We start from the raw sequence: 17808 nt of genomic DNA, 5'->3' as shown, positions 1-17808 counted from the left end.
CCCGGCCTCGAACGAGCCCGATCCGCAGCAGCGACCAGGCCCCCACGAGTGCCCGACCTTCCCCAAGCTGATCATGATCTTGAATTTTGAGGACCAAGGTATCGTCACTTCGTGACGATACAATCCTCAAAGACGACCGGATCTGACCGGAAGAGCACGGGGGGTGAGCGGGCCGATGGCTTGGGTGACCATGATCGGCCCCTCCGACGAGCAGATTGAATACCGCCTCACCGGCGGCCACGGCTGCGGGAAGCCGGTGCTGGTCGACGCCGCGCCGCTCATCGCCGCCATCGAGGCCAGGGCCGAGGCAGCCGGGACCACCGTCGCCGCACTGCTCGGCACCACCGAGGCCAAGAAGGCGTTCTTCCGGGCCCGCACCCAACTGCGGAACGCGCAGAACCCGAGGTTCACCGGCTTCGACGCCGTCGAGCTCGCCGCCGCAGCCGGCCTCAACGCCCGCGACCTGTACGACGACCAGGACCTCCCGCGCCCGGCCACCGACGGACAGGTGGACTACCACCTCGACGCCAGCGAACGGCCCCTCGTGTGGATCGGCAGCGGCCTCAACGAATTCGGCATCACCCCCGGCAGCATCCTCGCCCCCGCGGACTTCAACGCCGCCCGCAGGCTCATGCACGGCGAGGACCCGAACACCGGCAAGACCCTCGTGGAACCCAAGCTCGCCATCGCCCCCGCCGCGAAGCTGCCCGCCGCCCCGCTGGTCCGCGCCATCCGCCGCACCGCCGCCGAACGCGGCATGAACCCCGCCAGCCTGCTGGACTCCGAGCGGAAGAAGGACGCCTTCCGCAGGATGGAGAACCAGCTCCAGCGGTTCGGCGAATCCCACCGCGTCCCGGCCTCCACCCTGCTCAAGCTCGCCGGTGCGGTCGGAGTCGACGCCGTCGACCTCTACGGCGAAGACGCCCTGCAGAAGGCCATGGCCGCCGAAGCCGGTGGCCGCCTGGACGCCCGCCCGCTCCTGCGCGCCGTCCAGGCCCGCGCCGCCGAGACCGGGCAGCAGCCCGCCGACCTGTTCACCGCCGCCTCCATGCAGCGCCGGTACACCCAGACCGCAGGCGAAGGCCGCCGCCGCCTCCGCGACCTGCCCATGGACGTCCGCGAAGCCGTCGCCATGGCCAAGGCCGCCGGGCTCGCACCCGAAGAGGTGTGGGACGCCGAGGAGATCAGGGCCGCCCTGCTCGAAGGGCGAGTGCAGGTCGGACGGTTCGGCGCGGACGTCACCCTCGACCTCGCCAAGTCCAAGTCCGCGTTCCTCGCCTACGCGCCCGAGGAGATCGCCGCCCAGGTCGAGGGCATCTACACCGCAGCCGGCCGCGAGTCCATCAGCGCGCTGGAACGGTGGACCGCCTACGCGATGCGCGGTCGGCACGGTGACGGCGCCGAGGCGGAAACCGTGCCCACCAGCGGCTTCTCCGGCTGGATGATGGTGCACCGCGCCGCCCGGCCCGTAGACGGCGCCCCGTTCGGCGACCCCCACTTCCACCTGCACTTCACCCTGGCCAACATGGTCAGGAGCACCGAGGACGGCCAGTGGTCCACCGTGGCCGGCGGAGGCCGCGACCTGCACCGGCACGCCCGCGCGACGCAGTCCCTCATGAACGCCCGCATCCGCCGCGAGCTGACCGACACCTTCGGCATCAGCTTCCGCCGGGAGGAGCGGACCGGCGCGTGGGAGATCGCGGCGATCCCCGAAGCCACCATCCGCCTGTTCAGCAAGCGTGACAGCCAGGTACGGGACCTGCTCAGCAAGTTGGGCATCGACTACGACAGCGCCACCACCCGCGAGCGCACCGCCGCCTCCGCCGCGTCCAAGGCCGCGAAGAACGGCGAAGCCGCCGGAGTCGAGGACGACGTCCTGCGCGCCTACTGGCAGGCCGAGGGCCGCGCCGCCGGTGACGACCCCGACGCCATCACGGCCAGCGCCATCGAACAGGACCGGATGGGCCAGAACCCGGACCTGGACCAGCTGTGCGCCCAGGTCTTCGACCCCAAGACCGGCCTGACCAGCCACAGCAAGGACTTCACCCACGCCGCCGCCATCGCCGCCGTCCTGGACGCCCTCCCGTACGGCGTCGCCGACGCGGACGAAGCCGAGCAGCTCACCACCTCCGTCCTGCTGCACGCCGGGTACGCGGTCAAGTTGAAGCCGAAGGGCGCCCAGCACTTCACCCACGCCGACCGCTACACCACAGCCGACGTGGTCGCTGCCGAAGCGCTCATCGTCACCGAGGCCACCAACCGCCTCAACGAGCAGGCAGCCGTTGTCACCGGCGACACCGTCGCCATGACCCTGTCCGCCGTCGAAGCCCAGCACGGCGGCGAGTTCGAGTTCTCCGCCGAACAGCGCGCCGTCCTCGAACGGCTGCTGACCGCAGGCCACGGCATCGACGCGGTCGAAGGCATCGCAGGCGCGGGCAAGACCACCATCATGAACACCGCGAGGGCCGCGTGGGAGGCCAACGGACTCGTCATCGCCGGCGCGAGCACCGCCGCCGTCGCCGCCGCGAACCTCAAGGCGGAAGCTGGCATCACCTCCCGCACCCTCGCCTCCTGGCTCACCGGCATCCGCACCGGCGGCCCCGGCCTCACCGGCGTTGACGTGCTGGTCGTGGACGAGGCCGCGATGTGCGATGACCGCGACATCGCCGAATTGCTGGCCCACGCCGCCACGACCGGCACGAAGATCGTGACCGTCGGCGACCCCAAGCAGCTGCACTCGCCGGGCATCGGCGGGTCCTTCGCCGCCATCCACAGCATCGTGGGCGGGCTCAGCCTCACGGAGAACTTCCGGCAACGGGACACGATCGAGCGCCGGGCACTCGCCCTGTGGCGCGACGACCACCGCACGGACGCGCTCCGCACGTTCGCCGGAACCGGCCGCGTGCACGCCCTCGCCGACAAGGACGAGGCGCTCGCCGCGATGCTCACGGTCTGGGCCGACAAGCGCGCCGCGCACACCGACGACCACACCGCCGTGCAGCAGCTGCTCATGCTCGCGGCCACCAACGAGATCGTGGAGGAACTCAACGTCGGGGCCCGGGCCCTGCGAAAGGCCAGCGGCGCTCTCACCGGCCCGGAACACCTCTTCGCCCTGGCCGGCGGCGGTGAACTCGCCCTCTCCGTAGGCGACCAGGTCCTCCTGCGGTCCAACGACTATCGGAGCAAGCGGAGCCGGGGAGCGCACGAGGACGTCCTGAACGGGCTCCGCGGACTGGTGGTCGCGGTGGACGAGGACCGCCGGGTCCTGGTCGAGTGGAGGGCGAAGACCGAGGACGGCCACCGCGACGTCGCCGAATGGGTGGACGCCGACTACATCGCCCACGGCGGCCTCAGCCTCGGATACGCCATCACCGGCCACAAGAGCCAGGGCCTCAGCGTGCAGGAAGCCCTGGTCTACGGTCCCGGCGCGCAGGCCAACGCCCTCTACACGATGATGAGCCGCGACAAGAAGGAGACGCACCTCTTCCTCCCGCTGTCCGTCTACGAGACCGACGCCGACCGCGCCCGCGCAGGCGAAGCGCTCACCGACCAGGAACAGCTTGACCGGGCGGTCGCGGGCCTCATCCGCGAGATCGAGACCGGCACCGAGGAACGCATGATCCTCACCGAACTCCCGACGGCCGCCGTCCCCGCCCACGTCCGGCACATCGTCCCCAACCTGCCGATCCCGCGCGCCCCCGGCACCGGCGACACCCCCGAGCAGGACGACAACGAGGAGACCGCTCCGAAGCCCGGACCCCGCCGTGCCACCGGCGCCGCCAACCGAGCCGCGACGCCGCCCGCAGCCTCCGAGCCCCGGCAGCCGGCCGCCGCCCGTCCCTACGCCCACCTCACCAGCGAGGCCCTGCGCGACGCCGCGCGCAAGGCCGCAGCAGCAGCACGTGCCACCAGGACGGCCGCCGAGAAGGCAGAGGACGCCGCAGACCGCGCCGAGCAGACCGCGACCGCCGGGACGGGCCCCAACGTGCTCGCGCTCAGCCGCCGGCACCAAGACGTCGCCGGACGCGCCGAGGCGATCCGCGACGTGCGCGCCCTCGAAGAGGTCATCGCCGAACACACCACCCGGCTGCACGGCACCCAGGCCCGCATCGGCGGGATCGAGCAGCAGCTGGCCGCCACCGGACGGTTCGGTCGTCCCGTCCTGCGCGGTGACCAGCGGACCGCCGCCGAGACAGAACGCGAAGACCTCGTCCGCACGCGCCACACGACCGAACAGGAGCTGGAGAACGCGAAGGAACGGCTCCGCGAAGTCGCCCCCCAGGCCGGGCCCGCCGGTGAGCACGAAGCCGTGCTCACCGAAGCCGACCTGCCACAGGCAACGAAGGCCGCCCTACTGCGACGAGCCAAGGACAAGGACGCCGAGGCAGCCAAGGCCCTCCGCACCGAGGCGACCAAGGCACGCCGCACCGCGCGCAACGCCGACGGCCGGGCGTCCGGCCTCCGGGAGGAACTGACCGTGCGGGCCGACCGCAACGGGCAGAGCGCAGAGCCCGCGGAAGCAGCAGCACCGACCCCACCGCAGCCCGAATCCCCGTACGGCCACCGGACCACGACGGACTACCCGCACAACAGCATCCCGCCGGACAACGTGCAGGACGCACTGCCGGTGTAGTCCGATCCGGTCTGAGCAGTGTCGGTGGCGAACGCCCAGCGTCACGGCAGCCTTCAACGACCACGCCTGCGAGAACGCTTCTTACCGGTACGGCCACGGCGGCCTGCATCCGACGGGGCTGTCGGCGGCGTGCATGCTTGGCACCAGAGCGCGGTGACGGACATCGGCCCGGCCGGCACCGCGCACTCAGTACCGCCGGTAAGCGAGCCCCGGGTCCCGCAACCCTGGCAGGTACGCGCCTCCTCCAGCCTGCGCGCCAAATCGCACGGCGGGCAGCAGACCGTCTCCGGCGCCTCGACCCAGACCACGGTCGGCGTCGAGACGAGCCGGTCCGGCCTGACGTGCACGCACAGCCGCGCCGTCCCGGACCAGACTGCGGCCATGAGGGCTTCCATGGCTGAGCGCTGCCAGGCTGGCCGGCCCATGAACACCGGGGCAGAGGCCCCTCTGGCGGTCAGGAAGGCATCGCTCTCGGCAGTCGCGGCGTCGATCTGGTCGCGCAACGCGGAATCGGCGGGCAGGTCCGAATCGGCCGGCTGCATGGTGAAGCTCCTCGTGAAGAAGGTAGACGGGGGCAGAAGCAAAAGGGCTGGAGCACGGATGGTCGTCGCGGGTCAGTTCGCTGCGGGGCAGCGGCATCAGATTTGGCGGAGTGCTACCAGGACGCGGCCCATGAGGTGCGGGTCGTCGACGGGAAGGTGTTCGTCGGTGATGGGCTCGCACGGCCGTGGCCGTCCTGCCCGGTTCGACGGTTCTCTGGCGGTTGCTGTCCGAGGTCTCGGTGCTGTGGTGCCGGGGCGGACCTCGGCCCAGACGGTCTTGCCACCGTTCGGCGGGTGGTAGTACCCCCATCGGCTGCTCATGTGCTCGACCAGGAAGAGTCCGCGTCCGCGCTCAGCATCGGTGCCGACAGTCTTCGGCGCTGGGGGGCGTGTGTCGTTGTCCGTGACCTGTACCAGGACGGTCGGTCCGCGCAGCTGGAGGTCCAGGCCGATCAGCTGCACCTTGGACAGCACCGCAGAGGTCAGCCGTTCGGGCTGCTTCGCGTCGTTCGGGTGCTGGATCGCGTTGGTGACGAGTTCCGAGAGCACTAACAGGATGGAGTCGATCAGGTCGGAAGGCACCTGCCAGCGGCCCAGCACATCACGGGTGTGGAGCCTGGCCCAGCCGGCCGCATTGGGGGTGTCGGCCAGTTTCAGGTGACTGTGGGGCACAGTGGGGACTTTCTGCATTGTGGACGCCTCCCGGCGGGGCAGTGGCCCGAGTGTCCGGGCCATCGCGCTGGTTGGGGGAGTTCCTACTTGGTGGCGACGAGGAGAAGCGCGCCGTGGGGGCAGCTGGAGAAGCGCCCTCAGCTCAGCGTCCGAGAACCGCTTCTCGGGCTGCGCGGGACCAGATGGATTGCTGGCGGAGGGTGAAGCCCATCCGGTTCCAGTGGAAGATGACGTGCCGCGCGAGGATTCCGCGCATTCCAAGGCTGAGCTTTCCGGCCGCCGCCGCCTGTTCGTACGCCCGTCCCCCGGTCTCCAGGCCACTGATCCATGGCTGGACGTGCGCGAGCGCTTCGGATTCGAGAAGGGATTGAGCGTCTGCCAAGAGGAGCCTGCGCATGGGCTCAACCATGGTGCTGACCTGATCGGAGGTGACGTCGTCTGTGAGCGGACGCCGTACTTCGACCAACCCCCACACGTCGCCCTGCTCGCCGAACTCCAGGCCCGCCGAGCGCATCATCATCGTCATGGCCAGGAGGGAAACTGCCTTGGTGTCCAGCCCCGCTTGCTGGTCAGTCGCCTCTGCCAGGTAGTCGAGCACGCCGACGCTGTCGGCGTGGAACAGCTCATGCGCGAGGGCTATTCCGTCCGGGCCGCCGAAGGCGGTGACCTCTGGTTCGTACGGCGAGGCACTCCATTCGGCAGTCACGTTCCAGGAGACGGAGCTGTCCAGCGCCTCGGCGACGTGGCGGACGGCGTCCTCGGCGGTGGTGCCCGGAGCGGGGAGGTAGCGCAGCCGCCAGTGAGGGTGCTTGCGAACGAACCACCAGCTACCGATTGGCCCGGTGCGAAGGGCCGGCAGGAGGTAGGCGCGGAAGATCCGGTGGCCGGTCGGGTAGTCGGTGAAGCGGATGTTCGCCTGCTGCCAGCCGGACGGTTCGGCGTCGAGCGCCGCCCGACCGGCGTCCTGGTAGCGCTCGATGGCCTCGGACAGGAGCGCGGGCTCCGTGTCGGCGGCTCGGGCGGAGTCTTCGACGGAGGCCCCGCCGAGAACGGCCAGGACCGCGTCCTCCAGACGGTCTGTGCGGTGCACGGCCGGACTCCTCACGTCAGCAGGAGGCAGGCGTCCCACTGCCCCAGGGGGTTGGCGCCGACTTCGGCGTCCTGGAAAGCGAGGGCAGCTCCCGTCTTGCCGACCAGGAGGCCGTTCTCATCGGGGGCCGGAGCCAGCGCGAACCGCCCGATGAGGAAGTTGAACCGGTGGCGGTAGTTGGCCGGGGTGTCGGCGTCTTCCGCAATGCGCTGGACAGCACGCAGAACACCCCCGAAGCCATGGCAGAGCCCGCGGTCGGCGACCAGGTCGATCTGGTGAGGGTCGGCGAGGCAGTGCAGCAGAGTGCGTTCGACCATCCGCTTTCGGTCCGCATCCTCAAGAACGATGGCCGCGAGCTGCTGCGCACGAGCGATTCCGGGTGTGCCGTAGCACCAGCCGGGGGCGGCTGCGTGCACGGGGGCGGCACCAAGGTGGCTGATCCACCGGGGCCAGCGAAGGCCGTGAGCATCGGTCTGTCGGACTTGGTCGAGCCACCGGCAGATGCGCCGGATGGCTGCTTCGTGTCCGTCCACGGTGACGCCCGCGCGCAGGGCCAGAGAGAGGAGGGCGAGCGGTCCCGTGATGCCGTGTGCGAGCCCGGCGTTGGCATGGCCGCCCGGCGTGGCGGTCTTGTCGCTGGCAGGGGCGTGGCCGACCCACCAGCCGGGCAGGGGTCCGTGCGTCGCGTCGGTGAGAGGTTCGCTCAGGCGGACCAGGTACTCCAGGACGCCTTTCAGCTCAGGGCCGCGGGGCTGTCGCCGCAGCAGTAGCGCCCCGATACCGGTCAGGCCGCGGAAGAGGTCGTACTCCGCGAACGTGGGGCGGCGGCCGGCGTCGATCCGGGCGTGTGCGGCGGACAGCCGCTGCCTGGTGTGCTCGGCCACGATTCCGTCGAGGGTGTGCAAGGCGCCTGCGTACCGGTCGGTGCCGTCGGCAGCGAGGTGCAAGACGAAGGCCATCGCGGGGGCGCCGAGGAACAGGTTCGCCTCCGGGCCGTCGGCCAGGGGACCGATCCCGGCGAGGGTGCGGTGCACGTCTTGCCACTCCCCGGTGCCCCGCCGGGCCCGCTCGATCTGGAGCAAGGCAGTGCCGAGAGAACCGTGGGCGAGAGACTGGCGGGGGAAGGTGTCGGCGGTGGCCGGCAGGGTGGTCGTCACGCCACAGCTCCTTCCGGGCAGTGGGTCCAGGCCAGGGCTGCGGCTCTGGCCATCCGGCGACAGGTCGCCTCTGCGGTGCTGTCGATACCCGCGACGCGGTTGTGGTGCATGTGCAGGAGAGAGGGCAGCACGGTCTCCGGGCTGTCGCCTGCCAGCATTTGGCGGTAGCGGTTCAGCGCTTGGCCGCGCGCCTCCCAGGCGGCGGCCACCGCGTCCCCGCCATCTAGGTCGGTGAGGCCGTACCGTCGGGCCGGCTCCGAAAGTCGTAGCGCGAGGGCTTGCAGGTTGTGCGGTGCGGCCGTGCCATCGCTGCGCAGAAGGTGTTGGATCAGCCAGGTGCAGGCGGCCTCGCGGGAGCCGAGGAAGCCGGTGGCGATATTCACGAAGGATGCGGCCGTGACGGCGGGCTGAAGTTCGGTCGGCACCTTCAGAGCCAGTTGCCTGACGGCTGCCGTCGAGTCGGCGACGAAGTAGTCTTCCGCTGCCTCCAGCGCACGACCGGTGCCGTAACGGCCTGTCTCGGGGTAGTCGGTGTCCCACTGCACCCGCTGGATCAAGCCCTCCCGACGGAGGTCGGCCGCCCAGCGGGCGACGGTTTGCGCAGCGGTTCCGAACGCCAGGGAGCCGGGGAGGTGCAGCCGCAGGCGGAGGTGCGCGTCAGGGTCGGCATAGCGGATGAACCAGGCCGGAGGAGGCACGTCCCACCCCTCATCCAGGAGGCGGGGCAGGTGGGTGGTCAGTACCTCGGGGAGACGCGCCGTGCTGCCGTAGAGCTTCACGTACGCCCAGCCCTGGCCCCCCGGCATCCGGGCCGATGCCTCGCTCGTGGAGGCGCGGACCACAGGTGTGGGGGTGGGCTTCTGGTCGGATGCGAACGTCACGGCGACCTCGTGAGCGCGTCCGATCCAACCGTAGGACCGTTCTTCGGGGGCCTCGCGCAGGACGGCCAGTTCTTGCCGTCGGAGCTCGACGCGAAGGAGTTCCTGGTGGACCGGCTCATCGAGGTCGAGACGGAGACGCTGATCTGTTGCGCCGACGAACACCGTACGCGGCACACCGTAGGTGCAACGCCAGTTGATGAAGCGCTCCAGCCAGTCGTCCCCGTCGCCGAGGTCGCGCAGCCGCAAGTGCCACTGGGCTTCGGAGAGGACGGTGCGGCCCACGCGGACCTCGGGCAGGAAGGGCAGTCGGCTGGCCACTCCCCAGAAGAACGGGATCAGAACGGCGGTGTGCGACCGAGCGAGCTCGCAGACGAACCGGATCAACGGGTGGGTGCCGCTCGACATCTCGACGGCGTTCATTACCGTCGGCTCGATGACGCGCCCAGTGGAGATCGACAGGAGGTAGAAACGGCCGGAGTCCGCGACGACGCCGAGGTCATCCAGGTCGAGGGTCGCGGCGGGGTTGTGCTCACCCACGGACAACAGCTCGGGGGCGACGATGGGCGAGCGGCTCACGTTGTTGACCGGTACCTTCAGCGGCGGGCCGGAGACCTGCCCGCGGACGGCACCTTCGGTCAAGGTGGGCAACCCGGTGTGCACGGCGGATACCCGCTCTAGGTCTGCTCGTTCGAGCATGGGCAGGAATCGCCCGGTCGTGATGCCGGCCGCGAGGGAGAGTCCGACAGTGGTGAGCGTGAAGCGACCTTCATTCAGCGCCTGCTGGGACTGAGCGAGCACGGTGAAGACGAACTCCGCGTGAGCGGGGACCTGAGTCGGCGTGCCGACGGACAGTGCCTCGATATCGTCGTTGCTGAGGACGATCTCCCGGCAGGAGGTCAGGGCGGCATTCTGGGCCATGGCCAGGAGATGCTCGTCGCGCGGCGTCGTCGCGAGGACGGGGCGGGAGAGGACGGTGCCGCGGTAACTGACGGGAAAGCCGAGGCCCGTGTCAGGATCGGTCAGTTCCCTCACCGGGACGAGAGTGCCCATGCTGTACCGCTCCAGGAACCGGGCAAGGTAGTCACGCCAAGCCGGAGAGCCGTTCGGATACGGCGTGATGCGGGCGATGACCTCCAGGGCCCGGCTCGCTTCCTCAGCGATCCCGTGCGGGAGGACGACGTCGCAGTCCGGTCGCAGGTTCACGGCAAGATTGCCGTTGTCGACGCTGGTGAAACGGTTCATCGCAGCGACGACCCCTTGGCGGAGGCCGGGCTGCTCGTCCGGGTGCGCGCGGTCGTGCTGGTGGAGCAATCGGTGGACGCCGCGCAGTTCCTCCGCCTTCACCTGCAACGCGGGGCCCGACGCCCCAGCGCGGTGGGCCTCATCCAACTGGGCAACCAGGTGGCCGAGGGCGTCGTCAACGGTCATCGGGGCGTGAAGGTTGGTGAGGAGGACTCGGTGGGCAACTAGGTTGCGCACCATGTCCTCGATGACCTGCGCGGGGGTGTCGGGGTATTCGGCGTTGAGCTTGGTCACGAGTTCGCTGACCGGCGTGGGCGACTGTGCCAACGCAAGCGTCAGCTCCGAGGCCCGGGTGCGGCGAAGGGTGGTCTCGGTAGGCCCCTTCGCGCCGGGCTGGTGGGGGACCGCGATTTGCCGGCCGCGGGTGGTGCACGTCGGATCGGTGACGACGTGCAGGTGCCGCAATACCTCTAGGTCCTGTTCCAGGGAGGTGATCACGTCGTGGAGCCACGTCGCGTCGGCCCTGGCGAACGTGATGTGCTCCGTTCCCCAGCGCACCGTGCTGGACTCGCCGAAGCGCACGGGGGCGGGGCCCGCGAAGGTCCCGAACGGGGTCGCGCGGAACTGCATCCGAAGGAGGTATCGGTTGAGCGAGAGCGCGGCTCGACGGATGCGAGAAGGCCGGATGCCGCCGCCAAGGGCTCTGCGGATGGTGGCGGCCAGCACCGGCGCGGCGAGTTCGATGGCGCTGGCGCGCGGGTTGTCGCTCCAGACCAGCTCGATCCACCGGCCGCAGTTCTCCGCGTCCACGACGGGATCGGCAACGGCGGCAGGACAGGGGGGCGGCGAAGCGGTCAGCGGAAACACCGATGCCCTGATCATGCCCGCGTCAACTACTTGATACATGGCTGTTCCTCCTTCGCCGGTGTGGTGCCTGGGGTGGGTGGGCTGGTGGACGGCCCACCCACCCCAGGCGGGGGCTGGATCAGCCGATGCAGGTGCTGTTCGAGCAGGCGGACTGGCAGGTGGCCCCGCAGCCGTCGCCGGTGTCGTTCAGCAGGGCGCCGGCCACGGGAAGGGCCGAGACAGTCTCGATGTTCAGATCGAAGTCGGACCCGGACTCCGCCGTGAACGGCGTCGCGGTCTGCGGCAGGGACCTGGTGTTCTGCGGTGCCATCGTGCGTCTCCTCGGTGTTGAGGGATCAGTGGACTGTGCGGACCGTGCTGGTGGTGCCACCTGGCGACGACGGAAACGTCACGGCCAGGAGATGGTGACCCGCGTGTGCGGCCGGTCGATGACTCGGCCCGCGGGAAGCTGCTCGTCGGGCGTGCCTGCCGGGAAGACCTCGATGTGAGCGCGGTCGCTGCGGTGCCCGTCGTTCCACGCCTGGATCTCCTCGATCAGGCGCTCAGCGACCTTCTGACCGTTGGGCCCGTGCCCGATGGCGCCCAGCTCGTAGCGGTCGTCCTGGTCGGTGGGGCGGGCGCGGCGGTAGGCGAAGCTGTCGCCGTCCACGAGCGTCGGGATTCCGATCGGGGACGCAACGGCCACGACGCCTCGCTGCCGTGCCGCGAGCTTGGCCGCCATAAGGGGGAGGTTGTCGAGGGCGGTCGTCAGCCACAGGTCCAGGTGCTCCATCGACTCCTCACCGCCGACAGTCACCCCGGACCACGCTTCCACTCGCGGAGAACGCAGCGCGGCACGCAGTGCCTCGGTGTCCGGCTCGGGGTGTCCGTCGAGGCGGAGAGCGACCTCGGCGCCTTCCTCGTCGTGGAGGACTGCGAGGCGCATCCGGTTCTCGCCTGCGCCGCGCATGGGGACGAAGCCACACTGCTCGAACCCATCGCTGACCAGGCGATCACCGTCCCGGACGAACGCGACCGTGCGGGTCATGCTGCGCATCCGGAGGGGCACGACGAGTCGGCCGCCGTCCTTGAGCTGTTCGGTCCAGGCCGGCGGGATGTCGGCGGCCTGCACGGTGACCACGATGCGGTCGTACGGACCGTGCTCGGGTGCGCCGAGCTCGCCGTCGCCCGTGACTACGGTGATGTTCCGGTAGCCGGTGATCTTGACGAACTGCTCCGCGCGAGCGGTGGCATCGGCGTCGATGTCCATGGTGACGACGTGCCCGTCCTCGCCGGTCACCTCCGCGAAGTAGGCGGCGTTCGGGCCGTTGGAGCCGATCTCCAGCACCGTCATCCCCGGCTTGATGTCGGCCTGCTCGATCTGCATCGCCTGAATCCGGGGGGCCGACACGGAGCTGATGTCCACGCCGTTCTCATCGGTCTTGGTGATGGTGGCGGTCTCGACCTCGTACGTCTTCGCGGCCTCCACTTCCGGGGTGGCCAGGTGCCGGGGAACGGCACGGAACGCGGCGACGACACGAGGGTCACGGGCGGCCCCGACCTCGATGAGTCTCTGGACCATGGTGTCGCGCAGCTGCTGTTCCGTGATGGGGACGTCGTTCATGCTGGTTCTCCTCTTGGGCGAGTTTGCGCCGGGCATGGTCGAGCGGGTTGGTGGACCGGCACGGACACGAGGACTCGCGAGTCAGGGACGAGGCGTCAGTCCGCGCCGGGGTGATTAACCGCCCGACGACTCGGCCGGTAACATCCGGGCCGCCGGGCGGCCGTCTATATGGCGCGCGACAGATAGTCCAGTGCCACGATCTCGGAGTAGGTCATGCGCCACTTCCTACCGGAGTCGCGAGCGGCCGGTTCGGCGCGATCACGGTTCCGTCCGGCAGCAGTTCACCGGTGTCGTCGAAGATCAGCACCTGGTTGCACAGCAGGCTCCAGCCCTGCTCAGGATGGTGTGCGATCGGCAGCGCGGCGTCCCTGTCGGGGGCGGCGGCCGTCGGGCACGGCGGGGTGTGCCGGCACATGGTGCTTGTCCTCTCGGGTGCGGTTCGGAAAGTGGCCACCTTGGGCTGCTACGTAGCCGTGGGAAGGAACGGGTTGGCGATGGCCTCGGATCGGTCGAGTCTCCCGAGCAGTGCGGTTCGGCGGCCGTCCTGCTGCGGCGTGACGATCACACCGCCACCGGCGCGGGGAGGCCCTGGTCCGCGAGTTCGATCATCCGACCCACGATCTCGCCCAGGTCCGCGCCCTTTTCGCCGACCACCGCGAGCATCGACTGATCGGGGGCGCCGACCAAGGTGAGGGTCTGGCCGAAGCGGTCCTCGATCACGCTGTGCCCCCACGGGAATCCGCCGGACGTGAGTTCGCCGGCGACGTCGACGCTCCTGGCGCTCACGGCGCCCAGCGCGGCCATCAGCGCGGCCCACTTGTCGGCGTCGTCGCGGCTGATCCCGGGCGAGGTGCCCGTGACGAGGCCCTCGGGACTGACTTGGATGGCCGCGACGGCGCCGCTGGTTCCGGTCACCAGATCGCTGAGGAAGGGCGGTTGCGGATGTGGCTGCACGATTGCTCCTTGGCCAGACGGTGGGGGCGGTGAGGTCGGAGGAAGGATCGGCCTGACGCGGAACGGTGCGGTCACGGGCCGCCGCGGTCGTGCGCGGGTTCAGGGTGAGGGATGCCTGCGCCCGGTGCGCGGCGCGCATCCGGGCGGCGGCCCGCCGGCGCCAGCTCCTGGACGCCCCGGCCGTAGAGCGACTGGCCGGGGGTGTCGAGGGCTACGGCCACCAGGAAGCAGCCCAGGTCGCCGACGAGCACAGCGGACCGCGCCCACGCCTCAGCGCTGTCGGCCACCATCGAACGGGTCCACGTCACCACGCCCCGCGCGATTCCGGACGTGAGGGCCTCATGGGCGGCTCGCCAGCCCGGCCGCTCCTCCAACGAAGAGAGCTGCCCCGCGTCGGTGAAAACGACGGCCACCACCCACTCGCGGGACTCTGCGAACTTCCGGCAGTGGGTCTCCAGCACGGCGCCGGGGTCTCCACCCGGAGAGGCGAGGTAGATCGCTACAGGGACACGGCCCGGCGATCGAGGTACGTCCGAAGGCATGTCACTACTGTCACGCCAGTGTCGCTTTGAGTGAACCTGCGAGCCGTACGACTTCCGAAGATCGCAGGAGGGGGAAGTCGTACGGTACGTAGGAGTTCACCGCCCGCAGGTCCCTGTCGCTGCGTCAGTAGCAGGCCGCCGGGCTCGGCTCGACGGGGTCCAGGTCCAGCAGCCGGGCCACCCGAGCGGCGGTGCTGGGCCCGTCGGCGAGCACCGCCCTGATCCCCAGCGACTCGGCGGGCGCCAGGTTTGGCCGGTGGTCGTCCACGAACACGCACTCGGAGCCTGCCAGCCCCATGCGCTCCAGGGTCCGCTGGTAGATCACCGGGTCCGGCTTCGCCACGCCCTCCACCCCGCTGATCACCCGCACGTCGAAGAGGTCCCAGACTCCCGTCGTCGCATACGGGTTGTACGGGTCGAAGCCGTAGGAGTTCGACAGCAGGGCGACAACGATCCCGGCGGAGCGGGCGCGCTGCGCCAACTCCACCATCTCCACCACCGCCCGCACTCCACCGTGCGCCCTGCCCATCAGGTTCTCACCGGAGACGCCCATGAGCGCTGCGGTCCGCTGGTTCCACTCGGTCTGCGGCATCCGGCCCAGCTCCAGCTCCACGTACAACGCCCGCCCCGCCGGATCGTCCTCCAGCGTGCGCCGCCAGGCGTCGGCCGGCAACCCCTCGCTGGCACACCACGCCCGCGAGGACTGGCCGATCGGAGTGGTCATCACTCCCGCGAAGTCGAGTATCAGGCCGCGGTAGGACGACAACGGGCACTCCCAAGCTGAGGGTATGGACCAGTGCTCACCGGACGATCGGAGAGGTCCCCAGGATCTCAGACAACTTCCGAATCCTGGAGTTCCCGGCGCGACCGGCCCGCTGGATGATCACCCCCGGGATTGCCTGATGCTTGGCCCACTCCGGGTGTGCCGAGCAGACCTCCAGCAGTGTGTCCAGGGATGTGTCCCACTGCCGCGAGTCGGCCTGCGCGAGCGCGATGTCCAGCTGCATCCTGCTGTGCGCGGCCTGGGTCAGGCCAGACGGATCGAAGCGTCGGGAGAGGTCGAGCGCTTTGCCCGCGTTCCCGAGGGTGACGTTGATCCCCACTGCCTGGGCGCCAGCGTAGGACGGACCGAACTGCATCCCGTTCCCGAAGACGTCGCGGCCCAGTCGCGCCGCCACCGCATGGCCCTGCGAGAGCAGGTCCGCGGACCGTTCGGAGTCACCGAGCCGGGACGCCGCGACCGCCGCGAAGATGATGTTCTTCCCGTAAGCGGCCAGCAGCCCCGTCCCCTGCTCGGAGAACCTCAGCTCAGCGCGGGCCGCCGCCGCCTCGGCTTCGCGCAACGCCTGCTCCACCCGCGCATCCCGTAGCAACACCCGCGCTCGCGCGGACCCCAACATCGACACCCGCACAGGATCGGCTGCCAACTCCGCGTGCCGGATGGCGTGACCGATCGAGGCGTACGCCAAGTCCCGTGCCCCAAGGAAGTTGGCGATCAACCCGGCCGCCCGGAAGGCATCCGACATCAGACCGTTGGCCTCAGCTTCCTGGCCAGTCGGCGCCTCCTGCGCCAACAGCGCCACCGACCGCAGGAACGGCGCGACCAACGAGCCGGCCTCGGCATACGCCCCGCGCCAGTACATCCGCCACATCCGCTCGGCGGCGTCGGCGAGATCAGCCGGCCCCGGAGCAGCACCCTCGGCGGGATCGGCCAGTACACCCGCAGCGGTGTCGTGGACCGTCCGCGACAGCTCACGCAGCATCGAGCGGTCGTCTCGCCCCATCCCGCGCCGTGGTGCCTGTTGCCCGAGGATCACCGACACGTCGGAGTGCAGCGCCTCCGCGAGACGAAGCAGGGTTGGTAACGAGACGTTCTTGTCCTGCTCGGCCTTCTGGATCGTGTGCTTCGACAGCCCGGACCGTTCAGCCAGGTCAGTCTGGGTTTCCTTTCCCCTGAGCATCTTGATCCGCTCGCCTGTGGTGAAGTCTTGCCACTGACTCACTGGTTTCCCCTCCACTGATTCGTTCCTGGACGATACCCGCGCGATCACTCCGCCGGTTGGTTTCTATTGGGAGTGAACTGTCAGCGGAATGAAGTGAATTGACGAGACTGAGATGGACTTCGTCGGCCCCGGTGAGCCGCTCAGCGGACGAGCTCTAGAGGGCCTGGGGGGCTCAGCGTCAAGCCCTCCCTGCGGCGGAACCTCCCGTTCCGGACGCCTTCGTAGAAGTCGCTGATCTCCGAGTTTGCGAAGATCAGGACGTGCGAGCCGGGGGTGCTGTTCGGCTCGCGGAAGGCAGTGATTGCGCGAGGAAGGAATGCCACCTCAAGGCTTTCGGACCCCGCGAAATGCCACTGAGCCTCGGTGAGTTGCTCCGCTAGCCAAACGGGAGGGAGGTTGTTCTTGGTGGTTGCCGTGACTGGGTCGGCGTCAAGCCGCGTCGGCCTCTGGAACAGGCCGCCGAGAATGCCGACCGTGAAGGCCGCAAACCCCCCGTCGCTGATCAGTAGGGGTTGCTGCTCAGGATTGAGCGAGTCGCGGAATGCGACCACGCCGTTCTTCAGGAAGGTGACCTCTACACAGTTGGTACCGCCGCTGCTGGCGGTCTGCCACTCGGCTCCAGCGAGCTCGCTGGCGAGCCGGGCGGCGTCGAGGTCGGTCGTGTTCATGCTGCGAGATCCTTGGCGATCGTCTTGAGCAGGGACAGGGATGCCTTCTGGCTGAGGGCATCGGATTTCAGGTGGTTACTGGTGGTGCGGTAGACCTCGACCGACTCGGGGTCGGTGAGGTGCAGGCGCGCGCGGGTGGCCTCGATCGTGACGGTGTCGGTGCCCGTTGCGAATGACATGAGCATGAATGGGCCATCCATGCCCGAGTGCGCCCCGGCGCTGAGGGGCAGGACCTGAATCGTGGTGTTCGGGTCGTCCTTGAGTAGGTCGATGAGGTGTTCGACCTGGGCCTTCGCCACGGCTCGCCCGCCGACTTCCTGACGGAGGAGTCCTTCGGGGATCACGGACCATATCTTCAGGGGCGGCTGCCGCTCGGCCATGGCTTGGCGGTGCTCGGCGCGCATGGCGATGAAGCGTTCGATGTCCTCGGCGGTGGTCCAGGCCCGGCTGCCCTCGATGATCGCCCGTTCGTGTTCGGGGATCTGGAGCAGGCCGTGCAGGGCGCCCGAGTTCCAGTGGAACAGGTCGAGGGCTTCCTCGATCTCGGTCAGGTAGTCACTGAGGGGGTCCTCGACTACGCCTTCGTAGCGCTGATGCCAGTCCGGTTCGCCGGCGCGGCGGACCAGTTCGCGCCACTGTTCTCGCCGGGCTGCGTCATGGATCTGGAGAACCTCGAAGAAGTGGGGGAGGAGCTGGAGCTTGACTCCCTGGGTTCCGTTTTCGATCTTGCTGACCGTCGACAGGGCTTTGTAGCCGAGGCTCTGGGCTGCTTCTTCCTGACTCCACCCCAGTGCCTCGCGGGCGCGGCGGATCTCGGTCCCGAGGCGCCTTCGGCGCGGGGTCGGCTCGACGGCCATGGCACCTCCCGATCGGCAGCAGTGCAGGGAAAGCGTAGTGCCCGCGCCAGTAGGTGCATATGACAGATCGCCAAAAGGAAACACTTTCCTCTTCGGT

General features: G+C 69.5%; 15 protein-coding genes. 1 reads left to right on the top strand and 14 read right to left on the bottom strand.

The window, feature by feature from the left end:
- Positions 1-175 precede the first annotated feature (175 nt).
- Positions 176-4633, top strand: coding sequence for a MobF family relaxase (gene mobF / locus ACFVYI_RS23665; protein ID WP_387888795.1), 4458 nt, complete (start codon positions 176-178; stop codon positions 4631-4633).
- A gap of 53 nt (positions 4634-4686) precedes the next feature.
- Here the strand turns inward: mobF and ACFVYI_RS23660 are convergent, their stop codons facing one another.
- From ACFVYI_RS23660 to ACFVYI_RS23595, 14 genes are all read right to left on the bottom strand, one after another.
- The gene (locus ACFVYI_RS23660; protein WP_387888793.1) at positions 4687-5175 is read right to left on the bottom strand and encodes a hypothetical protein; all 489 of its coding nucleotides are present in this window, start codon (positions 5173-5175) and stop codon (positions 4687-4689) included.
- A gap of 96 nt (positions 5176-5271) precedes the next feature.
- A complete protein-coding gene (locus ACFVYI_RS23655; RefSeq protein ID WP_387888790.1) occupies positions 5272-5865 on the bottom strand; it encodes an ATP-binding protein in 594 nt (197 codons plus the stop codon).
- Positions 5866-5989: 124 nt separating this feature from the next.
- Positions 5990-6937 (bottom strand): thiopeptide-type bacteriocin biosynthesis protein, encoded by a 948-nt coding sequence (locus ACFVYI_RS23650; RefSeq protein ID WP_387888788.1) that lies wholly within the window; start codon positions 6935-6937, stop codon positions 5990-5992.
- A gap of 11 nt (positions 6938-6948) precedes the next feature.
- Entirely contained in the window at positions 6949-8094 is a 1146-nt protein-coding gene (locus ACFVYI_RS23645) for a lanthionine synthetase C family protein (RefSeq protein WP_387888785.1), read from the bottom strand.
- Positions 8091-11123, bottom strand: coding sequence for a lantibiotic dehydratase (locus ACFVYI_RS23640; protein WP_387888783.1), 3033 nt, complete (start codon positions 11121-11123; stop codon positions 8091-8093). Before ACFVYI_RS23640 ends, ACFVYI_RS23645 begins: the two co-directional genes overlap by 4 nt.
- 79 nt (positions 11124-11202) lie before the next feature.
- A complete protein-coding gene (locus ACFVYI_RS23635) occupies positions 11203-11394 on the bottom strand; it encodes an FxLD family lanthipeptide (RefSeq protein WP_387888781.1) in 192 nt (63 codons plus the stop codon).
- A gap of 78 nt (positions 11395-11472) precedes the next feature.
- The gene (gene fxlM, locus ACFVYI_RS23630) at positions 11473-12687 is read right to left on the bottom strand and encodes a methyltransferase, FxLD system (RefSeq protein WP_387888780.1); all 1215 of its coding nucleotides are present in this window, start codon (positions 12685-12687) and stop codon (positions 11473-11475) included.
- 211 nt (positions 12688-12898) lie between these two features.
- Positions 12899-13102, bottom strand: a complete 204-nt coding sequence (locus ACFVYI_RS23625) for a DUF5999 family protein (protein WP_387888778.1) — start codon at positions 13100-13102, stop codon at positions 12899-12901.
- 146 nt (positions 13103-13248) lie between these two features.
- Positions 13249-13641 (bottom strand): roadblock/LC7 domain-containing protein, encoded by a 393-nt coding sequence (locus ACFVYI_RS23620; RefSeq protein WP_387888776.1) that lies wholly within the window; start codon positions 13639-13641, stop codon positions 13249-13251.
- Positions 13642-13712: 71 nt separating this feature from the next.
- Complete coding sequence (locus ACFVYI_RS23615) at positions 13713-14102, bottom strand: recombinase family protein (RefSeq protein ID WP_387888773.1); 390 nt, start codon at positions 14100-14102, stop codon at positions 13713-13715.
- A gap of 205 nt (positions 14103-14307) precedes the next feature.
- Positions 14308-14907 (bottom strand): HAD-IA family hydrolase, encoded by a 600-nt coding sequence (locus ACFVYI_RS23610; protein WP_387888772.1) that lies wholly within the window; start codon positions 14905-14907, stop codon positions 14308-14310.
- A 76-nt stretch (positions 14908-14983) separates the two neighbouring features.
- Positions 14984-16186 (bottom strand): helix-turn-helix transcriptional regulator, encoded by a 1203-nt coding sequence (locus ACFVYI_RS23605; protein ID WP_387888771.1) that lies wholly within the window; start codon positions 16184-16186, stop codon positions 14984-14986.
- Between the two features lie 140 nt (positions 16187-16326).
- Positions 16327-16854: a DUF397 domain-containing protein gene (locus tag ACFVYI_RS23600; RefSeq protein WP_387888768.1), complete on the bottom strand. Its 528-nt coding sequence runs from the start codon at positions 16852-16854 to the stop codon at positions 16327-16329.
- Positions 16851-17711, bottom strand: coding sequence for a Scr1 family TA system antitoxin-like transcriptional regulator (locus ACFVYI_RS23595; RefSeq protein ID WP_387888766.1), 861 nt, complete (start codon positions 17709-17711; stop codon positions 16851-16853). The genes ACFVYI_RS23600 and ACFVYI_RS23595 overlap by 4 nt, the downstream gene beginning before the upstream one ends.
- Positions 17712-17808 lie beyond the last annotated feature (97 nt).

The sequence above is a fragment of the Kitasatospora sp. NPDC058218 genome (assembly GCF_042882445.1).
GTDB lineage: Bacteria > Actinomycetota > Actinomycetes > Streptomycetales > Streptomycetaceae > Kitasatospora.
The sequence above is the reverse complement of the archived record's forward strand: the minus strand, read 5'-3'. Positions and strand labels throughout refer to the sequence as shown.

Excerpts from the sequence above, each read along its gene's own strand:
- mobF (WP_387888795.1), top strand. The coding sequence starts at position 176 with ATGGCTTGGGTGACCATGATCGGCCCCTCCGACGAGCAGATTGAATAC.
- ACFVYI_RS23660 (WP_387888793.1), bottom strand. The coding sequence starts at position 5,175 with ATGCAGCCGGCCGATTCGGACCTGCCCGCCGATTCCGCGTTGCGCGAC.
- ACFVYI_RS23655 (WP_387888790.1), bottom strand. The coding sequence starts at position 5,865 with ATGCAGAAAGTCCCCACTGTGCCCCACAGTCACCTGAAACTGGCCGAC.
- ACFVYI_RS23640 (WP_387888783.1), bottom strand. The coding sequence starts at position 11,123 with ATGTATCAAGTAGTTGACGCGGGCATGATCAGGGCATCGGTGTTTCCG.
- ACFVYI_RS23635 (WP_387888781.1), bottom strand. The coding sequence starts at position 11,394 with ATGGCACCGCAGAACACCAGGTCCCTGCCGCAGACCGCGACGCCGTTC.
- fxlM (WP_387888780.1), bottom strand. The coding sequence starts at position 12,687 with ATGAACGACGTCCCCATCACGGAACAGCAGCTGCGCGACACCATGGTC.
- ACFVYI_RS23625 (WP_387888778.1), bottom strand. The coding sequence starts at position 13,102 with ATGTGCCGGCACACCCCGCCGTGCCCGACGGCCGCCGCCCCCGACAGG.
- ACFVYI_RS23610 (WP_387888772.1), bottom strand. The coding sequence starts at position 14,907 with ATGACCACTCCGATCGGCCAGTCCTCGCGGGCGTGGTGTGCCAGCGAG.
- ACFVYI_RS23600 (WP_387888768.1), bottom strand. The coding sequence starts at position 16,854 with ATGAACACGACCGACCTCGACGCCGCCCGGCTCGCCAGCGAGCTCGCT.
- ACFVYI_RS23595 (WP_387888766.1), bottom strand. The coding sequence starts at position 17,711 with ATGGCCGTCGAGCCGACCCCGCGCCGAAGGCGCCTCGGGACCGAGATC.